Below are 22,129 nucleotides of genomic sequence, written 5' to 3'. Positions count from 1 at the left end.
GTGGTCTTCACATGAGTCATTTTTTTCCCCGTACATAATCAGGGTTGAAAAGAAATAGCCACGCCAATAGTCCCAAGGAAGGAATGAGTAAGAGTAATCCTCCGATAAAGGCTGCTACTAAGGCCCATCCCATTGTGGTGTTGGTGAGAGCACTTTGTACGGTGATATATGGGTAAAGTAGATAGGGCATATGGGAGATCCCATAACCAAAAAAGGCGAAAGCAAATTGGCACATGACCGATACAAAGGCGAGTCCTAGATTTCGTTTCTTCCAAATGAAATAGACAGCAACGATAAAGCAAAGAAGTGAAGCCCCAAACATCCAACCGACATCAAGAGCTGCTGCAAAATGCTGTGGATTATGTTTAGATAAACTCCAAAAAACTAAAAGGCTAGCCAAAATCGTAGGTCCTGCCCAAAAGAGGGCATATCGGCGTAATAGATTCATTGCTTGCTCATCTTTCGCTCGCTGTGCATAAAAGGTGAGGAAGCTTGCACTTATAAATAGAACACTCACTAATGCCAAGAAGACAACTGCCCACGAGTAGGGGCTTGTAAATAAACGCTCTGCATAAAAATGGATTTTTCCATTTACTTCTTCAATAAAACCACCTTCAGAGATGGTTAATACAGTGGAAAGAGAAGCTGGAATAAATAGCCCTGTGAGTCCATATAAAAACATATAGATTCGGTTTTTACGGACTCCATAATGAGCAAAAGCATAGAAGGAACCCCGAATTGTCAACAGAATTAAAGCAATACTTCCAGGAACGAGTAAGGCAGTCCCAAAATAATAAGCAGTATCTGGGAAGAAGCCAACGATTCCTACGAAAAAGAAGACTAGAAAAACATTTGTTACTTCCCATACAGGGGAGAGATAGCGTTCAATAATTTTGTTTGTAATGTGGTCTTTCTTGGTTAACATACTGTAGTAAGAAAAGAATCCAGCCCCAAAGTCGATCGAGGCAACAATTAAATAGCCGTAAAGAAATACCCATAGGACAGTTATGCCGATCCATTCTAGTTGCATCACTCCCACTCCTTACTGTAATTTCTTTCCTTGAGCTCTTTTTCAGCAGGGCGGTTTTTGAAGAGACGAATCAATACACCAAATGTCATTAGGGTTAGAGCAACATAGAGAACGGTAAATAGAATAAACATAGTATCTACGTTGGTTGCTGTTGTTGCTGCTGCCCCTGTGCGCATGACACCCGTAATGATCCATGGTTGTCGACCTACTTCAGCGTAAAACCATCCCAGTTGAATGGCGAGAAAAGAGAGAGGTGCAGCCCATACAATGGCTCGTAACAACCATGGGTGATACATACTTTGCTTTTTGCGAATCGATTTATAGAGAAACCAGGCTGAGATCAGGAGTAGATACATTCCGATGGCAACCATTGCGTCAAAAAGATAGTGGATATACAACGGGGGTCGCTCATCGGCGGGGATATCATTTAAGCCGATGACCTCAGTAGATGGCTTACTATCTGCTAAAATACTTAAAGCGTAAGGAATTTTAATCCCGTACTTCACTTCTTGAGTGGCTTCATCTAAAATTCCCCCAAAAATGAGTGGAGCGTGAGTCTGTGTTTCAAAATGCCACTCAGCAGCGGCAAGCTTCGCTGGTTGATACTTGGCTAAAAATTTACCAGAGATATCACCTGCAACGATAGTGACTAGCGAAAGAATAAAGCCAAGGATCATCGTTAGCTTGAGTGCTTTTTTGTAGTATTCATGGGTACGTCCACGTAAGAGGTAGAAAGCAGCAATGCTTGCTAATAGAAAGCCACTTGTCAAATAAGCAGATGAGAGTACATGAAATACTTTAGATGGAGTAGCTGGGTTAAACATAGCTGCGATGGGGTCAATACTCAGGATCTTGTTTGTGATTGGATCTAGAGTGACTCCGGCTGGAGTATTCATAAACGAGTTCACCATGGTAATAAAAACCGCTGAAAATGTAGATCCAATCACAACAGGGATCGACATCAACCAGTGAATGATGGGGTTTTTAAAGCGATCCCAAGTATAGAGATAGATTCCTAGAAAAATAGCTTCAAAGAAGAAAGCAAATGTTTCCATGAATAAGGGTAAGCCAATAGCATTTCCAGCCAATTGCATAAATTGAGGCCAGAGAAGGGATAACAATAGACCTATACAAGTACCCGTGACAACTCCCACGGCTACCGTGATTGAAAATCCTCTTGTCCAACGCCGAGCCATTAATATATAATGAGGGTCTTTTTTTCTAATCCCTATAAACTCTGCGATTGAAATAAATAATGGAACTCCCACGCCGATTGTAGCCCAAATAATATGAAAGGCTAACGTTTCTTCTGTAAGCATCCGGCTCCAAAAAACCGAATCCATAACTCTCCCTCCTTAGTCAAACCTTGAACTCTCTTTCATCTCTATCATACGGCAGACTGTCCAAATGAATAGCTTGCTTCACTGATTAGTCGTAAAATGACCATTTCTTTGTTGCATTTTATATATTTTTTTATCACTATTTCTCTATTTTTTTGACATAATTTAATGTATTTTATCTGGATTGTTGCGAAATGGCTTCCAAATGAGATGCCACAATCATTTTCCCAACGGTAAAAGCGTGTTCATACAACCTCCACTTTTGATGCAAACTAAGATCAAATGTTAGGAGGGATTTTTGTGCAATGGTTCATTCGATTTTTTCTTGTATTTTCTCTGACTGTGTCACTATTGATCTTTGGATGGAAGTCTCCAGTGGTTGGGAAATCCAACCTAGATCATTTACATAACTCTCCACTATCACCTACATTGACGATTCGCTTTGGAGACCAACAATGGGAGCTTCCATTACATCAAGTGGGTTTTGATGGAATTGATCCAACTACCCTTGATCGGCAGGCATTTATGACTTGGTTACGCCTTGAAGTTGAAAAAAAAGTGAATCGAACTCCACAATCCGCTCACTATAAAAATCGGGAGCTGGTCCCTCATCGTTTAGGAGTGCAAGTGGATCGCGATCAAGTTTGGCAATGGCTTGACTCCATTCATGACTATCTTCAACAACCAGTGGAATTACCTGTGATTTGGCTGCAACCTTCTTTAACTACAGATAAATTAAAAAGTTTGAAGCAACAGTTATTAGGTTCTTATGTGACTTATTACAACCCTAATAACCGAAATCGCTCCCATAATATACGTCTTTCAACCGATGCGATTGATCATGTGGTCTTATTGCCAGGAGAAATTTTTTCATTTAATCAAGTTGTTGGACCACGTTCCATTAAAAAGGGGTACCGCCCTGCACGAGTGATTGTGAAAGGGGAGTTCAGTGAGGGAATTGGGGGTGGCATTTGCCAAACATCCTCTACATTATTTAATGGCGTGGATCAAGCAGGACTTCATATTGTGCAACGAGTGAGTCATAGTAAGCAGGTGACTTATGTACCTAAACATCGAGATGCGACAGTCTCTTGGGGAGGACCTGATTTTAAATTTCAAAACCAACTAAACGAGCCTATTTTAATTGTGGCAACTATGAAAAACGGTGGATTGAAAGTAATGATTTATGGTCCCAAAACCATTCAATTTAAGCCACGCATGATCCCTTCTTCTTAGAAGCACTTGAATAAAGGCAACCCTCTTCACATAAGGATATAAAAAATCTCCTTCAAAGATTGATTCCAACAAAATATTACCCAGATTTGCTCCCTTGATTGACAGGAAGGAGTTTTTGTTAATGACTTGATTTGAGCAAAACAACTTGAATGAATTGGAAATCAAGTGGATTGATTTAAAAGTACCTAGGCGGGGAGGTGTTTCTCTGATAAGCAACTTTTGCGGTTCTGCTACAAGAGTGAGACAGAAAAACAGCAACCTGACAGGATCTGGATCCATATATTGTTAAAAAATGCTCATATAGAGTTAATGATTAGGATGTCTCTTCTTAAAAGTTTCATAGATTCATAGAGGAATATCTGATATAATGGGTCAATATTCAGGGCAAATTCAGAAGGAGGTTCTAAATGCGAAAATTCCTTCGAAACGGCCTTGCGATGTTTGTCATTCCGCTATTTGTTTTATCTGCGGCAGGCTGTTCATCATCAGAGGAAGTCAAAGTATCATTTAGTGATACGAATAAGGCGATCACTTTTAACAATTCAGGTGATACTCTCTCAGACGCTTTAAAAGAGCAGGGATATCAACTTGCAGATCTTCAGAAGAAATATGAGCCTTCAATTCCTTGGGATCAGAAGCTCAAGGGACAAAAAGAAGTGTTATTAAAATGCAAATGTAATGTCTCCTTACAAATTGCAGGAGGAAAAGTTGAAACCTTTGAAACATTACAACCGACTGTGGCTGATGTTTTAAAGGAACGTAAGGTAGAATTGTCAGAGTGGGATGAGTTACAAGTTCCATTAGATAAACAGATTACTGATGGAATGACCATTGTTGTAGATCGGGTTGAACAGCGTCTGAAAAAACGTGTTGAAGTCTTATCTTACAAAACCAAAGAAGAAAAAGATGATAAGATGCCTGAGGGGAAAAAAGTGACCGATCAGGAAGGTAAAGAAGGTAAGAAGATTTACGAAGTTGTGATGCTGTATAAAAACGGAAAACCGATTCTCGAAAATGGAAAGCCAATGGTGAAAGAAGAGCTCATTCACACCATCAAACCAGTAGATAAACTTGTAAAGATTGGAACGAACAAAGAACTGGCTGAAAAAGAAAAACCAAAATTGGCTTCAGCTGGAAATCTAACAGTTCAAGCTACAGGTTATACACATACTGGCAATAAAACAGCTACAGGCACATATCCCAGTAGGGGGACCATTGCGGTAGACCCACGGGTGATCCCATTGGGAACTAAACTATACATTCCAGGTTATGGATATGGTGTTGCGGCGGATACAGGTGGTGTAGTGAAAGGTAATATTATCGACCTGTTCTTTGAAACACGATCTGAAGCCCGTAATTGGGGACGTCGCACCGTTACCATTCAAATACTCAAATAAAAAAACTCTGCAATGTGAAAATCATTGCAGGTTTTTTTTTATGGACGGCGAATGTTTCCTATAATAATAACAGTTTGCTAAATAAATATGTTGAAAAACTGTATTCAATAAATCTAGCCTGTTTGTGATGATATTGATTCAGGCTGAATGAAAGCTTAACTAAGTTTTCTCCACTTTTTCCTCATTGTAAGATGAAGATGTCGTTTTTTTAGTTAGACATCATCTTCCCGCAACAAATTCGGCTGATTCCAATCCAGATTACCAAGTTTCAATCTGGTGAAGTGATCACCTTTTATATATACCTCAAGCTTGTTGCCTTTCATTAATCAACTCTCGCGCCAAACGTTTAATCATACCTGCGAGGTTTTAGAGTGGTTTTATCTAGCAATGTTTGCAATTTTGTCATCAAATTGGTTTTTTTTGCAAATTTCCTTTGTTTTGTCTCTTTATATCATTTATACTTAGATCAAGGAATTTTGCATCCGAGGTGTGAAGATGGTAGGTCGGAATGATGTAGGTAGAAATGATTCTTGTCCTTGTGGTAGCGGTAAAAAGTATAAAAAATGTTGTGAAAGAGTCATCGCTTTTTCCATTGCAGAGCAAGCTAGAGAGCAAAGAGATCAACGCTTGAAAAGGGAATTATTGTTTAAATTAAGTCTTTGGTTCAATCAACGATTCTCGCCTGAAATGCACCAACAATGGGGGGAAACTTACAAACAATTACTCCAAACTCCTCTAGACCAATCCATTCCAGAAAACTTCTCCTTGTTTCGGCTGTGGTTATTATTAGATTCTCCATGTTATCAAGGAAAAAGACCTGTCGAGTCTTGGATGAAAACGATTCGAAATTCACCTGCAAAAGAACGTGTAGCACGTAGTTTTTGTGAGGCACAGTTTAGTGTCTACGAGATTAAGGAAATAAAGGAAGAGAGCATGCTTTTCCAGTCGTTAATGGACGGCAAGGAGTATGAGGTGAAAAAAGGGGGTTCCTTGGTTTGCCCCTCGATCGTATTTACTCGACTCATTCGTCTCGGAAATCAATATGAACTCTTCGGTCCTTACAAAGTTTTTGTGCATGAGATGAGAGGGGAGATACTCGTGCAACTAGAGAAATATACTCATCAAAAAGATCATATGTTACAGGTACTTGGCTGGTCGATCAATCGGGCAAAAGAGATGAAAAAAATAGAAAAACTTGTTTCAACACCGCCCGAGCTCTTAGAAGATGGGATGAAAGAGACCCCCTTCTTTTCAGCTGTAGAACCTACGACGGTCGATCAAACATTACCCAAGCACATCACTCGTCAATTGGAAGAGTTCTTTAATGAATTTGTAGAGCAATTTCACGAAAAAACTCGTTCATACTACCAAAACTCAATTTTCCTTTTGTATAAATATATTTCACAACGCTATGGAGAGTCTTTTAACTGGGAAAAACTAAATGAGGATGCTCTCTCACGTTTTTTAGGTGTTTGGTACTTAGATCAAGGTAAAGTGACTCCAAACGGATCAAAAATATTTCTTAATACGTTGAAATACCTATTCCGTTGGTTGCAACAGGAAGAGATTAGTGACGTGTATGAAAACTTTAAAAAGGTGTATGTATTATTGATTCGAACTCTGCCAGCAACAGCAAAGGTTAAGACATGGATGATGGAGTATGGAGTAAATAAACAGATTGGGCATGCAGATGAATCCATTGGAGTGTATCAATTAGGGGTTTCTTCCACCGGTCCTGTTGCGTATATTAAGGATCATTGGCTTCCTGTGCAAATGGAGAGATTTCCTTCAGAATGGGCAGAGATCCGCTTCTGGATTAAAGGTGCTATTCAGGTCGATTCGAAGGGGTGTCAATTTTCAAAAGTAGAAGGGGTTTATCCTGTTATTCTGGTGGACAAGCAACTTCAAGTATCTAATAGTAAATATTAAAGGCAGCCAATTGGAGCTAATTGGCTGCTTTTATTTATGACTTTTTTGCATAAGTTTAGGCTCACACTCCATACTAAGATTACACTCAATCAGCTTGAAAAAGGGGGCGTAAAATCATGTATCGTAAAACTGAAAATAAATTAAGACATGGCAACACTCTTACTCCGAAAAAAGAAAATCTTGATCAACTGATGAATGAGGTTGGTCAAGAGCTTGGGGTTGACGAAAATACTCGTTCAATCAACGAGGACCCCAAACAATTTGCCCAGCGGATGAAGAAAGCAATTCAAAAGCGAACCTAAGCCCAAGCGAATGAGTGGATCAAAGGACACCCTAAACAGGTGTCCTTTTTGCCGTTTATTTCTTTTTTGACATCCGTTGATGTACTATGAATTAAAAACAACCACTGGTTTTACAGATCCCCGATTGCTAGACCGAATGAGCGGTTTCCATCAATTGAAGCATTTTCCCTTCAATTAATTGTCCGAAAATCAAAATTACACGTTTATTTGATCTAGAGCAGGGAAAAAGCAAAGATGTAGAGGTTACTACACACTGATGTGATTCATCGATCTTAAACTTAATAGGAGGTTTTTCTGATTAATTTTAAAAAGATGAGTATAGGTAGTCTGTTTATAGTGATTTTTCTTCTCTCAGTTGCTTGTACCCCACAAAAACCCCCCGATCAGTTAACTATTCATAAGGACACTTTTACTTTTGCCATGAGTGGTCTATACAAACCTTTCAACTATAAAGATTTTAAACAGGATGGAAAGCTTTCCGGATTCGATGTGGAGATTGGGCAGGCTCTTGCTAAAGAAATGGGATTAAAGGCACAACCAGTAACCACACCATGGGAAACGATTATCGCAGGTTTACAGGCCCAAAAGTATGATGCCATTATAGGAAGTATGGCAGTTACTGAGCATCGAAAAAAAGCGGTAAGTTTTACCCGTCCATATTATCGTTCAGGAGCTCAAATCTTTGTCAAAGAAGGAAATCAGGAGATCCGTACCCCTGATGACTTAAGAGGAAAGAAAATTGGTGTGGTCAAAGCGAGTACTTTTATTGATCACGCTAAAGAATACTCTCCCCATATTGTTGAATACACTAGTGATATCACAGCATTACAAGATCTCCCTACGGGACGACTTGATGCAGTCATTACAGATCAAGTCGTAGGATTATATGCCATGAAACAAATGAACTATCCGATCCAAGATGTTGGAAGTCCGTTGACGATGGAGGAAATGGCAATCGCTGTTAATCTAGAAGATCAAAAGTTGCAAGAACAGCTGAATCAAGCATTAGAAACTCTAATCGCAAATGGAACGTATGAAAGGATCAGCTACAAATACTTTAATCGGAATATTCTGATTGATGGAGAAGAATAAAATAAATCATTTACTTTAAATAAGGAGTGAGGACATCACAGATGGATTTTATTGAAATTTTGCAAACTACCTGGATCGGTTTTTCTAAAGCGGCGTGGATGACAATTCAAATTACCTTTTGGTCTTTATTATTAGGAGTAGTGATCGGTCTTTTTGTTTCTTTTCTTAAATTAGCAAAGAATCGTTTGCTCAACTGGATCGGGAATTTATACATTACTGTGATCCGAGGAACCCCCTTAATTGTACAGATTGTTACTATTTATTTTGGATTGGCGGAGTTCGTAGCTTTGGATACATTTACAGCGGGTGTGATTGCATTGGCGATCCATTCAGGGGCTTATATTGCTGAGATTTTCCGTGGGGCGATCGAGTCGATTGAAAAGGGGCAGATGGAAGCTGCTCGTTCATTGGGAATGAACCACCCTTTAGCCATGCGTCGGATTGTTCTACCCCAAGCATTTCGTCGTTCGATTCCAGCCTTAGGGAATCAATTTATTATTGGTTTGAAAGATTCCTCGTTAGTTGCCTATATTGGTGGAATGGAGTTATGGTCAATGGCATTAAGCGCGGCAGCTGATAACTTTAAGCAGTTTGAAACGTATATCGTCAATGGTCTTTATTATTTGGTACTTGTATTAATCTTCACCTATCTCCTCCAAAAATTAGAAAATAGACTTCGTGTTGAGGAAAGGGGAGAGTTAGCTTGATCCATGTTAAAAAGTTAAATAAATGGTATGGAGACTTACATGTATTAAAAGACATTGATTTATATGTGAAAGAAAATGACGTTGTGGTTTTGATTGGTTCCAGCGGATCTGGGAAGAGTACTTTATTACGATGTTTGAATTTCTTGGAAATGGAAGATGAGGGGGAAATCTTTTTAGGAGGGGAACGGATTAATCCTCATCGAGATAATCTCAATCATATCAGGCAAAAAGTAGGGATGGTTTTTCAACATTTTCACTTATTTCCCCATCGCACTGTGATAGAAAATATTATGGAAGCGCCTGTTTATGTGAAAAAGGTTAAAAAGCGGGAAGCTCGGCGTATAGCGATGGACTTACTTGAAAAAGTAGGCTTGGCTGATAAAGCTTCTGTATATCCTCATACTTTATCTGGTGGGCAAAAGCAACGAGTTGCGATTGCAAGAGCATTGGCAATGCAACCTCAGGTGATGTTGTTTGATGAACCGACATCTGCTTTAGATCCCGAATTGGTTGGGGAAGTACTAACAGTGATGAAAGAATTAGCCCAGGAAGGAATGACCATGATCGTTGTCACTCATGAAATGGGATTTGCCAGAGAAGTTGGAGATCTAGTGGTATATATGGATGAGGGAAGGATTATTGAAGTGGGGAAGCCAGAGCAGATATTTGAATCTCCTCGGGAGGAGCGAACCAAAGAGTTTTTAAGTCAGGTTTTGTAACCTGAGAAATTGGCTTGGGAATGATTTCCGATTGTAATAAACATGGAAGAAGGCTTTTCCTCTTAAAGGAAAAGCCTTCTTTACTAAAGTTATGAACGTAGATAGGATGCTACTTCTTCCATTTTATGATGAACGGCATGTAATACTGATTGAGGAACGAACTCTTCAGAGCTTTTATCTAATGGTTCAAGTTCAATCAAAGAAGATTCTAACCGTAAGTATTCTGATTTGGCTAATGGTTGTGGATTTGAGGTGGGTACACGTAAGCGATAAGTGAGTCCTGTGCCAACATCCTTGATCTGTAGGTGATAAACAGGTGGTTGATTATGACAACTATTAAAACCTTGAGACTTGAGCATCTGGTCCATTTGATTATAGGGTCGGACAATTCCGTGAAGCGCTTTCGACTGAAACTTCACATCTAGCCCTCCTTATAACAAGTTATCAAACCATTACCCTTTTCAGATAAAAATAAATCATTAAATTACTCTTCTCTGTAACTCAATGTTATGTCCTTTTCTATAGAAAAATGTTGATAGGTCGAAGTAAATGTACTTTATATGATAAAGTTTCTAATGAAGATAGATAATAAAAGAGATATTTTTAACTCGACTTGAGCATTTTTAGTCACATATGGATCCAGATCCCGTCGGGGTCACTGTTTCCTAGCGTTCTTGGATCGAGTAACTTGATTTCCCATTCATTCAAGTTGTATTGATCCAGTTGAGTGATTAAGTTGGATTAGTCAGTCGTTCGCTTTTAATTGTTTGATACTAGGAGGAATCAACGATGGATGCAGTCGATTTGCACACTCATACTACAGCTTCGGATGGTTTACTTTCGCCTACTGCAATCGTTCATTTGGCCAAGGAAAAAGGATTACGAGCAGTTGCCATTAGCGATCATGATACCGTAACTGGAATTGAAGAAGCTCAAGCTGCTGGAGAGGAATTAGGCGTAGAAGTTGTACCAGGAGTTGAAATAAGCTCATTGTGGAAAGACCGTGAGATTCATATGCTAGGATATTTTATTGATATTCATGATCCACTACTTCTAAAGAGATTAGAGGCCCAACGCAATGTTCGCCAGGTTCGTAATCAGATGATGATCGACAAATTAAATCAATTAGGCATTTCGATTACGATGGATGAAGTCATCGCAAAAAGTCGCAGCAAAAAAGGAACACTTAATGTAGGACGTCCTCACATTGGCGAGGTACTCATTGAAAAAGGAATTGTTATGAATATGAATGAAGCGTTTGATCGTTATTTAGGAAGAGATGGACAAGCCTATATCACTCCTGAGCGAATCACTCCACATGAGGCCATAGACTTGATCCGCAAAAGTGGAGGTGTGGCTGTACTCGCTCATCCAGGATTATATGATTTTGATGAACTCATTTCTGAACTTGTTTCCCGAGGGTTAGATGGTATTGAATATAACCATCCCGATCATGATGAAGAGGCCAAAGATCGATACCGAGCGATGGCTGATCACTGGAATCTCATCTATACTGCCGGCTCTGATTTTCATGGAGAGAGGCATGGGTCTATGTATCATGCCGATTTAGGAACATGCACTGTACCTTATGAACAAGTAAAAGCGCTGAAACAAGCGGCTAACCGCTAGTTCAGCACTTTCGTCATCGGAACATGTTCAATTCCTGCCTCATAAAAAGGGGCACCAGTTGGTTGATAGCCTAGCTTCTGATAAAAAGGAACCACTTGTACTTGGGCGTTCAGCATAATCGCTTGAGCGCCTTGTTGCTGGGCAACTTTTTCAAGATGAAGCATTAGCTTTCTCCCTGCTCCTGTTTGTCTAAATTCTTTTCGGACAGCCACTCGTTCCGCTTTGATTATCGAAGAATTGATCCATCTCATCCGGCATGTACCAATGGGAACATCATCCTTAAAAGCGAGTAGATGAATGGCCGTTTGATCAAACTCATCTAATTCTTCTTCTTCAGAGATTTTTTGTTCCAACATAAAAACCTCTCGCCGGACCATAAAAGCATGTTCCAAATCTTTGGGTGATGAAACTGTCTTTAACCATAACTCAGTCACTACCTGTACCTCACTTGTTACTTTTCTTCTAATAAAAAGGACTGATATACACTCCAAGTGCCGTCTTCTAATTGATATAGTAAATGAAAACGGTCAATTTTTGTCTCTAATTCAAATTTGGTCATTCTTGCACTCGCATATACATCATGTAACTCATCTTCAAGCATTTTTTGTCCAATGGTTAGATGAGGAATGAAGTCATATGGAGAATCAACGGGATCAAAACGATCTGCTATTTTTTGGTGTAACTCAATCAGTGGTTCACTATAATCAGGTACTAAATAGATGGTAGGACTTGTTGGATGAAAGTGGCTTACTTTATTAAAGGAAATAGTGAATGGGCTTGTTTTTGTAGCAACAGCCTCTAACTTGTTTACGATTTCCTCAAGATCTGCCTCTTCAGCAGAAAATTTTTCCTTGAGAGTGATGTGAGGGGGGATCAGTCGGTAATGAGGATCATATCTTTTACGATATGAGTTAGCAAAGTCTTGAACAGATTTATGGGGGAAAACAGAGATACCAAAGTACATAAAAACGCCTCCCGATTTAGTTGATAGAGTCAAATATAAGAAAGTAATACTATTATAACTTTTCTTCTCTATGAAATCACGTTGACAATCATAAAATTATTCCTAAAGTTTATCATATAAATGAAAAACCGAGTACATCTCTGCACTCGGCTGATATAAGAGGAGGGAACATATGTCAGGGATAAAAATGAGATTAACAAGTGGTGTGCTTGTTTGTACATCATATGCTTAAAGGAAGGAGCCCGTTATATCATGCAGAAAAATATGCTCCTGCCCCCTGAGCATGAAAATCAGATAAAAATGACAAACTGATAAGAAAGGGGAGTGATTTGGGATGGGTAAGTGGATTTATTGGGCAAAATTGTATCGGTCTCGATTTCAAGCCAATTGTTTAGCTGCCCGCATGGAAGAAGATTGGTGGTTATATGGTTATGACGGTCCTGAAGAAGTAGAGGTGTTTCGCTCAAAAAGCGGTCAGTATGGGGTTCGTTACATCTGGAAAAAAAAATAAATAAAAAAGGCTTGCACAAATTATTAGGATGTAGTATAGTATTAATTGTCGCTGATGCGGAACAACAATGACGCGGGGTGGAGCAGTTGGTAGCTCGTCGGGCTCATAACCCGAAGGTCGCAGGTTCAAGTCCTGCCCCCGCAACCAATATGGAGCTGTGGTGTAGAGGCCTAACATGCCTGCCTGTCACGCAGGAGATCGCGGGTTCGAATCCCGTCAGCTCCGCCATTCATTACCAACTTTAAGAGGGCCTATAGCTCAGTTGGTAGAGCAGTCGGCTCATAACCGATCGGTCACAGGTTCGAGTCCTGTTGGGCCCACCATGATATATACATATGGGCAGTTAGCTCAGGGGGAGAGCGCTACCTTGACACGGTAGAGGTCGTAGGTTCGATTCCTATACTGCCCACCAAAGGTAAATCCTTGATTTCTCAAGGGTTTTTGTTTTATTTAATTAGAAAAATAAGTGTTAAGACGAAAGGGAGTACCACCCATAGTGGTACTCCCTTTCTTTTTTTACTGAAAAAGTAGATGAGCTGAAGGGAGAAATAGATCTTGTTTAGCTAACATGGTATTGGTAAAATCATATAAAATGTTTGGAGGAACTGTATAAAGATGATTAGATATCCGTTTTTAACAAAAGGAGCAACGATTGGGATCACAGCGCCCTCATCAGGGGTACCAACTGAATTACATGATATGTTTAAGCTTGCATGTAGTCGGATGGAGGAGAAAGGGTTTAGAACTGTTTGTGGAGATACGGTTTGGACTCAAAATAAGGCAAAATCAGCACCCGCCAAAAAACGTGCAGATGAGTTTAATGCAATGATGAAAGACGAAAATATTGATATTATCATCCCGCCTTGGGGTGGAGAGCTATTAATTGAAATGCTGGAACATATTGATTTTGATCATATAAACGAAAAGTGGATCTTAGGCTATTCAGACACAAGTGTATTGTTATTGGCGATCACTTTAAGAACAGGTATAGCGACTGCTCATGGAACGAATTTGATCGATTTAAGAGGAGAATATTCGGATGATACCACAGCAATGTGGCAGGCAGTTTTATCGACTTCAGCTGGATCATCTGTTCTTCAACATTCATCAGTCAAATATCAAAAGGAATGGCAACACAATAACCCTACGCCATGTGTTTTTCATTTAACTGAACAAACGGAATGGAAAACGACTTCAAATAATAAAGTGAAAATCCAAGGGCGGTTACTTGGTGGATGTATAGATGTAATCAGACATTTAATTGGTACGCCATTTGGTGATGTGGGAAGTTTCAGAAAGGACATAATTCATGAAGAGCCTGTATTGTGGTATTTTGAGAATTGTGAACTAACAACCACAGATTTACGAAGGTCATTCGTTCAAATGAAGTTGGCAGGTTGGTTTGAAAATTGCTCAGGTATCATGTTGGGTCGGAGTAGCGCGAATATGTCAGTTGATAACTATACAATCGAAGATGTCTATAAAGAGCTTTCTGAAGAACTCCAAATCCCAATTATTTATGATATTGATTGTGGTCATGTCCCTCCACAAATCACATTCATCAATGGTGCTTCTGCTGAAGTGAAAGTAGCTGATGGTAAGGGGACTATATTGCAACACTTTAATTGATCTGTGTTTATTATTAAAAGCTGGGTGATTCCAGCTTTTTTATTGGTGATTTTTGAGTTGGAGCATTGCTCTTTCTTCATGGGTATGTGGATCCATTGTCTGATCTACTAGTTGCTCGAAATTTTTAGGAAGTATTCGTATTAATATTCGAAATGACTTTAGATAAATATATTTTCTAAATAAACTCAGATTGTATACTTTTATCCATATTTTCAGTAAAAAGTATTGACCTAGAAGATTTAGTCAATTATCATATAAATTATTAGAGTTTGGTTAATTTTTTTATAATGAAAAATTAACCGCTCTTTTTTATTTGCCCATTTACTACATATTTAAGTATATCTTATTCATTGTTTTAAATTAGTTTATTTATGAATGTTTTAAAACGATTAATATTACAACGAATCAGTTGATGAACGAGGTAAAAAGATGGAAAAAATTCAGCGGAAATGGGTTGTTTTTGGTGTCCTTATTGTTAGTGCTATGATTGGCTTCTTTATAGTCACACAGTTTTATATTTTAGTAGAGGTGATTGGAACTAGTATGGAGCCAACGTTTCAAAATGGTGAAGTAATTGTAGTGGAAAAGACAGACCAAGTAAAAAGAGGTGAAATTGTTTATTTTCAGTATGGATCACTTCGTTATATCAAGCGAGTGATTGGTGTATCTGGGGATCAGATTGAAGTGAAGAATAACCAAATTTATGTGAATGGTCAGCCACTTCGAGAGCCTTATGTACAGCAAAAACAGATGGAATCATTTGGCCCCATCACTGTGCCTGAACAGACCCTCTTTGTCTTAGGGGATGATCGCTCCCAAAGTATTGATAGTAGGCATATGGGATTTATACCAGTTAAAGATCTCAAAGGAAGGGTCGTCTTTGAATAAACGTTGGAATGGCAAGGAGGGAAAATGAAGATGGAACTTAAAGTAGCGGGATCACTTGTGACTCGTCCTCGCCAGATCATCCCGCAATTGATGAAAGAGAGCTCTAGGCGGAGTTACCTGATCTTAGTGAGCCTATTTGGAGTCAGCGTAGCTTTTGATATGGCGAGTAGCTTGTTATTGGGCGATTTATTACCATTACTTATCATTGTAGCTGGAGCTATTTGCATTGGGCCATTGATCGGGGTTATTTACTGGTTCATCATGTCATTTCTACTAGGGATTTCAGCACGATTACTTGGTGGAGAAGTCGATCAAGAAGAGACTCGCCAGTTGGTAGCCATCGCCAGTATCCCAGCGATTTTCAAATTGGTCATCACGGTGATCTGTATTCTTTTTTTTGGAAGTGAAATCTTCACGAATTCAACAGCGATCGCTGAAAGTAGCATATTGCTGATGGTGATTTATATGGTGACCTTTGTGGCTAAGCTAGTGTTGATCTTTTTCTATTACTTTACATTGATCCAAGGTTGTTCTGAGATTCATCAGATGACAACGGGAAAAGCTCTGGGCGCAGTGATCTTAAGTATGATCGGACTCATCGCCATCTCTGTTTTTGTCAACTTGATTCTCAATATTTTGATATAAGGTGAAGGGGACACATCATGACGAAGAAAAAACAACCCTTATTTCAATGGGGACAAGCCTATGATTCAGTTATCAACCGCCGCCAAGGATCTTCCACGATGGAGTACATCATTATTATCAGTGTAGCAGTGATTTTTGCTGGTGTTTTATACACGTACTTTACTGAAAATGGTACGATAAAAGAAAGCATTCAACAAAAAGTAGAACAAGCGATCCAGGGAGAAGCGGAAATTGCTCAATCTTCTGCTGGAGGTTCAGATGGTAGTAATGGGAGTGGGAAGAGTCCAGCCAAAGATGGATTTCTAGACAAACTCTTCTCCAATCCCTTGGATCATCCACTAGGAAACGGAACACTATTAGCAGGACTTCCCATGTTTGGTGGGAATGTTTCAGATGATTTTCTAAAAGCAGGAAAAATAGGTGGAGTGGTTGAGCCCGGTTGTGCGGCGGGAGAATTTTGTTCGATTCTTTCTCCAAAGCATCTATATAGTCAATTATCATTAAAAGAGCCTCTAGGACCATCGACAAATAATTATATGCCTACATCTGAACGACCTTATGGGAATTTAAAAGATGTACGACTTACAGACCTACAGCTGGCGAGATTTTCTCATTTAGCATACAGTGATTTTGATGATGTACTAACACCTGAACAATTAACAGATAAAGTTCAGGAACTTGGGTGGGAAGAAGATACTTACTATAGAAAATATAATGAAACAGAGGGGCGATTAGACCATGGCTTCCAAGTAAAAGTATTCGCCAACAAAAAAAGTAGAGAACTAGTTATCGCTTATCGAGGCTCTGATGAATTTTATGATTATATAGGTCCAGATGCTAGCTTGGGTATTAGTCGTTATCCGCATAATGTTCAATATGTATTAGCTAAAGAGTTTTATGAAGAATTATCCAATGACTCAGATTACCGAGATTATCAAAAAATACAGACGGGTCATTCATTAGGAGGACATGTAGCACAATATATGGCATTACAAAACCATGTTCCAACTATTACCTTTAATGGCCCAGGTCTTAATTTTTCCGATAGTGAAGATCCTCTTTTTAAGGAGTTTTCTACTAGAAAGGATCAGGATCAGGCTAATCAAGCGGGGAAATATAACAACTTGGTTCGGAACTATACCTTTAATGGAGATACAATTGGAAGCATTAATCAACATCTTGGAGAGTCTTACAACCTTGATATAGATGGTGAAAAATTAAAGATAGAAAAAGCAGATGACTATAGTTGGGGTCACAGTTTTTACGATAGAGCAGGTAAATTATTTACAGGTGTGGGGGATTTTGTTCACTCGATTGTAGAATGGGAAGGTTTACCTAATCATAGGGTTGGTAACTTTACGGATCTTGAAAGAAAAGCAACAAATGGTAGTCCTAATGCAAGAATGGATAAGAATTTTGAAATCATTTTCAAAGATGGTGAAAACATCGTTCCTAGATAAAATGAGTAAATTAATTAGGTGAGGAAGATCAACATGAAACCAATCTTAATCTCAAGTGCCCTATCGATCATCTATCCGGGACTGGGTCAAATGTATAATCGTCAGATCTGGAAAGCGGTCCTCCTATTTCTGGTCTGCGTACCCATGGATTGGATTAACTTTATGAAAGATGATCTTGTTTGGGAATGGAGATTATTGTTTACCCTTGTGGCGGTGATCGATGCAGGATATACAGCATGGAGGATCACCCAAGATTCTAGTCGTTCTTTTTTAACTGTGAAACAGTCATTCATCCGCATCGGAATTTCAGTTGTTATTCTCGCTTTTTGTACATTAGGACTTCGCTTCGCCTTCATCCAAGCATTTAATCAAGCAGTGAAAGAGCAACAAAATTTTAAAGTTGAGGATCCTGAGTTGAATAAAGAAGTGACCGAATATCTAGAAGAAAAATATCAACAAGAGTTCGAGATATTAAAGACAAATACTTTTGTAGGTGAGTATGATATTTTAGCAGCTCCTAAAGGACAACCTGATGTAAAGTTTTCAGTTTCAGGTACTTCAAAGGAAAATTTTATAGACACATATTACTCGGCATTATGGTCCAAACAAGTTCAGAAAAACTGGCAACCAGTGATCGATCAAACCTTTGGTATTACATTTGACAATAAAATAGATATTACTACTAATTCAATGGAGATCAGACAACGAAAAGTAGAAAATGGGAAAATGCCCCATGTCAGCGAAGTTCTTCAAAAAGATTCTTATCAGATCACTCCCTACATTAAGATAAATATAATACAAAATTTCAACAGGGAAAATAAAGAGGAGCAACTGGAAAAGGTGTTATCTTTTGTCCAGATGCTCCAATCACAAAATGTAACGCAAGCACAGGTGGATATTAAATTTTATGACGAAGTTCTGAAAAAAACAGGGACCAAAAATTATTCAAAGGTAAAGCATATGCAAAACTTTGTACTCATTCTAGACGATGAATTTTTAAAGATCAAAACGGTTGAAGATTTAGAAGAACGACTTGGCATGGATGTGAAGTAGGTTGGAGTGACTAGGATTCATAGATCCATTTCTTTAAACATTGGACGAACCTATTCGCAGTATTTGAACCAGTGATAACTAAAAAACACTTAACCCACCCAAATAGAATGGGGTGGGTTAAGTGTTACATAGAATTTTTTATTTTTTCATAATCATACGCTTGAAGAGAGTGATGCCTCATATGAAACCAATCTTAATCTCAAGTATCCTATCGATCATCTATCCGGGACTGGGTCAAATGTATAATCGTCAGGCATGGAAAGCAATTCTCTTATTTCTAGTCTGCATACCCATGGATTGGATTAACTTTATGAAAGATGATCTAGTTTGGGAATGGAGATTATTGTTTACCCTTGTGGCGGTGATCGATGCAGGATATACCGCGTGGAGGATCACCCAAGACTCCAGTCGCTCTTTTTTGACCATGAAACAGTCATTCATCCGCATCGGAATTTCAGTTGTTATTCTCGCTTTCTGTACATTAGGGCTTGGCTTCGCCTTCATCCAAGCATATAATCAAGCGGTGAAAGAGCAACAAAACTTTAAAGTTGAGGATCCTGAGTTGAATAAAGAAGTGATCGAATATCTAGAAGAGAAATATCAACAAAAGTTTATAGTTACAAAAACTAGTATTATGATGGACACCTATGTGATTCGAGCGGCTCCTAAAGGTCAACCGGATCAAGACTTTATGGTCACAGGAACTTCAAAAGAAGACTTCAGTGATACGTACTTTGCCGCTTTTTGGTCCAAACAAGCTGAGCAAAGCTGGCAACCTATGATTGATCAAACATTTGGTACTACATTTGATAATAAACTTCATATCTCCTATGCAGATGAGATTGAACAACTGGAACTTGCAGATGGAAAGATCTCGGATCTAATGGAAGCATTAGAGAAAAATCCTAAATATATTACTCCCTACATCGAGATAAACATTATTCAAAACTTCGATCAGGAAAATAAAGATGAGCAACTAGAAAAGGTACTATCTTTTGTCCAGATGCTTCAATCACAAAATGTAACGAAAGCACAAATAGAATTTAATTATTATGACGAAGTTTTGAAAAAAACAGGGACAAAAAATTATTCTAGGTCAAAGCATTTGCAAAACTTCGTACTCATTCTAGGAGATGAATTTTCAAAGATCAAAACGGTTGAAGATCTGGAGGAAAGGATTGGAGTGGATGTGAAGTAGGTTTAAGGTGACTTGGGGTAAGGGATCAATTTACTTTAAGCATTGGTCGGGCTACTCACAGTCTTTGAACCAGTGATAACTAAAAAACACTTAACCCACCCAAATAGAATGGGGTGGGTTAAGTGTTACATATCATTATTTGTTTTTTCGTAATCATTCGCTTGAAGAGGATGATGCCTCAGATGAAACCAATCTTAATCTCAAGTATCCTATCGATCATCTATCCGGGACTGGGTCAAATGTATAATCGTCAGACCTGGAAAGCGGTCCTCCTATTTCTGATCTGCATACCCATGGATTGGATTAACTTTATGAAAGATGATCTAGTTTGGGAATGGAGATTATTGTTTACCCTTGTGGCGGTGATCGATGCAGGATATACTGCGTGGAGGATCACCCAAGACTCCAGTCGCTCTTTTTTGACCATGAAACAGTCATTCATCCGCATCGGAATTTCAGTTGTTATTCTCGCTTTCTGTACATTAGGGCTTCGCTTCGCCTTCATTCAAGCATTTAATCAAGCGGTGAAAGAGCAACAAAACTTTAAAGTTGAGGATCCTGAGTTGAATAAAGAAGTGACCGAATATCTAGAAGAGAAATATCAACAAAAGTTTACAGTAACAAAAACCAGCATTATGATGGACACCTATGTGATTCGAGCAGCTCCTAATGGTCAACCGGATCAAGACTTTATGATCACAGGAACTTCAAAAGAAGACTTCAGTGATACGTACTTTGCCGCTTTCTGGTCCAAACAAGCTGAGCAAAGCTGGCAACCTATGATCGATCAAACATTTGGTACTACATTTGATAATAATCTTCATATCTCCTATGCAGATGAGATTGAACAACTGGAACTTGCAGATGGAAAGATTTCAGATTTAACGGATGCATTAGAGAAAAATCCTGAATATATTACTCCTTATATTAGGATTCAAACCATTCAAAATTTAAATCAAAAAAATAAAGAAGAGCAACTAGAAAAGGTACTATCTTTTGTCCAAATGCTCCAATCGCAAAATGTAACGAAAGCCCAAGTAAAGGTTCTCTTCTATGACGAGGTTCTGAAAAAAACGGGTACCAAAAATTACACAAATGCGGAGCATCTGCAAAACTTCGTACTCATTCTAGACGATGAATTTTCAAAAATCAAAACGGTTGAAGACCTAAAAGAACGACTTAAAATGGATGTGAAGTAGGTTGGAGGTGACTTAGAGTCATAATCAATTTACTTTAAGCATCGGACGGGCTACTCACAGTCTTTGAACCAGTGATAACTAAAAAACACTTAACCCACCCAAATAGAATGGGGTGGGTTAAGTGTTACATATCATTATTTGTTTTTTCGTAATCATTCGCTTGAAGAGGATGATGCCTCATATGAAACCAATCCTAATCTCAAGTGCCTTATCGGTGATCTATCCGGGACTCGGTCAAATGTATAATCGTCAGACCTGGAAAGCGGTCCTCCTATTTCTGGTCTGCATACCTATGGATTGGCTTAACTTTGTGAAAGGTAATCTTGTCTGGGAATGGAGATTACTGTTTACTATTGTAGTGGTGATTGATGCTGCATACACAGCATGGAGGATTACACAGGATTCTAGTCGATCTTTTTTGACCATGAAACAGTCATTAATCCGAATCGGGATCTCAGTTGTTATTCTCGCTTTTTGTACGCTTGGGCTTCGCTTCGCCTTCATCCAAGTATTTAATCAAGCAGTGAAAGAGCAACAAAACTTTAAAGTTAATGATTCAGAATTGAACAAAGAAGTCATCGAATATCTGCAAGAAAGGTACCAAGAAGAGTTTGTTGTGATGCAAGTGAACTATATGGTAGATAGATACGTTTTTAAAGTAAGCCCTAAAGAACAACCAGAAATGATTTTTATTGTAACAGGAGATTCAAAAGAAAACTTTAGAGATACGTACTCCTCAAAGGTTTGGGCTAAGCAAGCTCGACAGGAGTGGAATCCTATGATTGCTCAAACGTTTGGAACCACATTTGACAATAGAATAAGTATCTCATATAGAGGCGAAATGAATGAACAAAAGTTAATTGATGGTAAGGTCCCTGATTTAAAGGATGCATTAAGGAATGACTCAGAATATATGATTCCTTATATTGAGATAAACATTATACAAAACTTCAATCAAGAAAATAAAGATGAACAACTGGAAAAGGTTTTATCTTTTGTCCAAATGCTCCAATCACAAAATGTTTCTAGATCACAAATAGATATTAATTTTTATGACGAGGTTCTGAAAAAAACGGGGACGAAAAATTACACAAATGCAGAGCATCTACAGAATTTCATAGTAATTCTCGATTACGACTTTTCGAAGATTAAAACGGTTGAAGATCTGGAAGAACGGCTTGGGATGGATGTGAAGTAGGGG

22 protein-coding genes and 4 tRNA genes are annotated in these 22,129 nt (G+C 38.7%); 21 read left to right on the top strand and 5 right to left on the bottom strand.

The genetic code is table 11. The features are described 5' to 3' along the window. Positions 1–16 precede the first annotated feature (16 nt). Positions 17–1,030 (bottom strand): cytochrome d ubiquinol oxidase subunit II, encoded by a 1,014-nt coding sequence (locus tag EDD58_RS06690; protein ID WP_131924088.1) that lies wholly within the window; start codon positions 1,028–1,030, stop codon positions 17–19. Then, positions 1,030–2,373: a cytochrome ubiquinol oxidase subunit I gene (locus EDD58_RS06685; protein ID WP_131924087.1), complete on the bottom strand. Its 1,344-nt coding sequence runs from the start codon at positions 2,371–2,373 to the stop codon at positions 1,030–1,032. The genes EDD58_RS06690 and EDD58_RS06685 overlap by 1 nt, the downstream gene beginning before the upstream one ends. Positions 2,374–2,670: 297 nt before the next feature. Here EDD58_RS06685 and EDD58_RS06680 point away from each other — a divergent pair, with 297 nt between their 5' ends. The 7 genes from EDD58_RS06680 (at position 2,671) to EDD58_RS06650 (ending at position 9,752) form a co-directional block, all read left to right on the top strand. Beyond that, complete coding sequence (locus EDD58_RS06680; protein WP_165875849.1) at positions 2,671–3,606, top strand: VanW family protein; 936 nt, start codon at positions 2,671–2,673, stop codon at positions 3,604–3,606. 407 nt (positions 3,607–4,013) lie between these two features. Then, positions 4,014–5,003 (top strand): 3D domain-containing protein, encoded by a 990-nt coding sequence (locus tag EDD58_RS06675; RefSeq protein ID WP_131924085.1) that lies wholly within the window; start codon positions 4,014–4,016, stop codon positions 5,001–5,003. 495 nt (positions 5,004–5,498) lie between these two features. Next, positions 5,499–6,932 carry an SEC-C metal-binding domain-containing protein gene (locus EDD58_RS06670; protein ID WP_131924084.1) on the top strand — a complete coding sequence of 478 codons (1,434 nt, stop codon included), beginning with the start codon at positions 5,499–5,501 and terminating at the stop codon, positions 6,930–6,932. Between the two features lie 116 nt (positions 6,933–7,048). Next, entirely contained in the window at positions 7,049–7,234 is a 186-nt protein-coding gene (locus EDD58_RS06665; protein WP_131924083.1) for a hypothetical protein, read from the top strand. Positions 7,235–7,546: 312 nt separating this feature from the next. Beyond that, positions 7,547–8,326: an ABC transporter substrate-binding protein gene (locus EDD58_RS06660; protein ID WP_131924082.1), complete on the top strand. Its 780-nt coding sequence runs from the start codon at positions 7,547–7,549 to the stop codon at positions 8,324–8,326. Between the two features lie 41 nt (positions 8,327–8,367). Then, entirely contained in the window at positions 8,368–9,033 is a 666-nt protein-coding gene (locus EDD58_RS06655; RefSeq protein WP_131924081.1) for an amino acid ABC transporter permease, read from the top strand. Further along, complete coding sequence (locus EDD58_RS06650) at positions 9,030–9,752, top strand: amino acid ABC transporter ATP-binding protein (RefSeq protein WP_131924080.1); 723 nt, start codon at positions 9,030–9,032, stop codon at positions 9,750–9,752. The genes EDD58_RS06655 and EDD58_RS06650 overlap by 4 nt, the downstream gene beginning before the upstream one ends. 89 nt (positions 9,753–9,841) lie before the next feature. On the opposite strand, the gene EDD58_RS06645 is transcribed toward EDD58_RS06650, so the two are convergent. Further along, on the bottom strand, positions 9,842–10,171 hold the full coding sequence (locus tag EDD58_RS06645; protein WP_131924079.1) for a hypothetical protein: 330 nt from the start codon (positions 10,169–10,171) through the stop codon (positions 9,842–9,844). A 370-nt stretch (positions 10,172–10,541) separates the two neighbouring features. Between EDD58_RS06645 and EDD58_RS06640 the strand changes: the two genes are divergently transcribed. Beyond that, positions 10,542–11,381, top strand: coding sequence for a PHP domain-containing protein (locus EDD58_RS06640; RefSeq protein ID WP_131924078.1), 840 nt, complete (start codon positions 10,542–10,544; stop codon positions 11,379–11,381). Here EDD58_RS06640 and EDD58_RS06635 read toward each other — a convergent pair. Both EDD58_RS06635 and EDD58_RS06630 read right to left on the bottom strand, forming a co-directional pair. Further along, positions 11,378–11,815 (bottom strand): GNAT family N-acetyltransferase, encoded by a 438-nt coding sequence (locus EDD58_RS06635; RefSeq protein WP_131924077.1) that lies wholly within the window; start codon positions 11,813–11,815, stop codon positions 11,378–11,380. The two genes, EDD58_RS06640 and EDD58_RS06635, sit on opposite strands and share 4 nt — an antisense overlap. Positions 11,816–11,832: 17 nt before the next feature. Next, positions 11,833–12,345: a 2'-5' RNA ligase family protein gene (locus EDD58_RS06630; protein WP_131924076.1), complete on the bottom strand. Its 513-nt coding sequence runs from the start codon at positions 12,343–12,345 to the stop codon at positions 11,833–11,835. Positions 12,346–12,679: 334 nt separating this feature from the next. Here EDD58_RS06630 and EDD58_RS14805 point away from each other — a divergent pair, with 334 nt between their 5' ends. The 13 genes from EDD58_RS14805 to EDD58_RS06570 all read left to right on the top strand — a co-directional run bounded on the left by EDD58_RS14805 (position 12,680) and on the right by EDD58_RS06570 (position 22,126). Continuing rightward, positions 12,680–12,856: a hypothetical protein gene (locus EDD58_RS14805; protein WP_165875848.1), complete on the top strand. Its 177-nt coding sequence runs from the start codon at positions 12,680–12,682 to the stop codon at positions 12,854–12,856. A gap of 71 nt (positions 12,857–12,927) precedes the next feature. Continuing rightward, positions 12,928–13,003 (top strand) — tRNA-Met (locus tag EDD58_RS06625). Between the two features lie 4 nt (positions 13,004–13,007). Then, positions 13,008–13,084 (top strand) — tRNA-Asp (locus EDD58_RS06620). Between the two features lie 19 nt (positions 13,085–13,103). Next, positions 13,104–13,179: transfer RNA gene (locus tag EDD58_RS06615), tRNA-Ile, on the top strand. Between the two features lie 14 nt (positions 13,180–13,193). Beyond that, a tRNA-Val gene (locus EDD58_RS06610) sits at positions 13,194–13,268 on the top strand. 203 nt (positions 13,269–13,471) lie between these two features. Continuing rightward, positions 13,472–14,485, top strand: a complete 1,014-nt coding sequence (locus tag EDD58_RS06605) for a S66 family peptidase (RefSeq protein ID WP_131924075.1) — start codon at positions 13,472–13,474, stop codon at positions 14,483–14,485. A 429-nt stretch (positions 14,486–14,914) separates the two neighbouring features. Continuing rightward, positions 14,915–15,373 (top strand): signal peptidase I, encoded by a 459-nt coding sequence (gene lepB / locus EDD58_RS06600; protein WP_131924074.1) that lies wholly within the window; start codon positions 14,915–14,917, stop codon positions 15,371–15,373. Between the two features lie 30 nt (positions 15,374–15,403). Then, positions 15,404–16,018: a YIP1 family protein gene (locus tag EDD58_RS06595; RefSeq protein ID WP_165875847.1), complete on the top strand. Its 615-nt coding sequence runs from the start codon at positions 15,404–15,406 to the stop codon at positions 16,016–16,018. Between the two features lie 17 nt (positions 16,019–16,035). Beyond that, complete coding sequence (locus EDD58_RS06590; protein WP_131924072.1) at positions 16,036–17,478, top strand: Tle-like phospholipase domain-containing protein; 1,443 nt, start codon at positions 16,036–16,038, stop codon at positions 17,476–17,478. Positions 17,479–17,511: 33 nt separating this feature from the next. Next, entirely contained in the window at positions 17,512–18,531 is a 1,020-nt protein-coding gene (locus tag EDD58_RS06585; RefSeq protein ID WP_131924071.1) for a hypothetical protein, read from the top strand. Between the two features lie 181 nt (positions 18,532–18,712). Further along, positions 18,713–19,729, top strand: a complete 1,017-nt coding sequence (locus EDD58_RS06580; protein ID WP_131924070.1) for a hypothetical protein — start codon at positions 18,713–18,715, stop codon at positions 19,727–19,729. 182 nt (positions 19,730–19,911) lie between these two features. Further along, a complete protein-coding gene (locus EDD58_RS06575; RefSeq protein WP_131924069.1) occupies positions 19,912–20,928 on the top strand; it encodes a hypothetical protein in 1,017 nt (338 codons plus the stop codon). A 181-nt stretch (positions 20,929–21,109) separates the two neighbouring features. Beyond that, positions 21,110–22,126: a hypothetical protein gene (locus EDD58_RS06570; RefSeq protein ID WP_131924068.1), complete on the top strand. Its 1,017-nt coding sequence runs from the start codon at positions 21,110–21,112 to the stop codon at positions 22,124–22,126. The last annotated feature ends 3 nt before the right edge of the window (positions 22,127–22,129 follow it).

The sequence above is a fragment of the Hazenella coriacea genome, from assembly GCF_004341825.1.
GTDB classification, from domain to species: Bacteria; Bacillota; Bacilli; order Thermoactinomycetales; family Thermoactinomycetaceae; genus Hazenella; species Hazenella coriacea.
The sequence above is the reverse complement of the archived record's forward strand: the minus strand, read 5'-3'. Positions and strand labels throughout refer to the sequence as shown.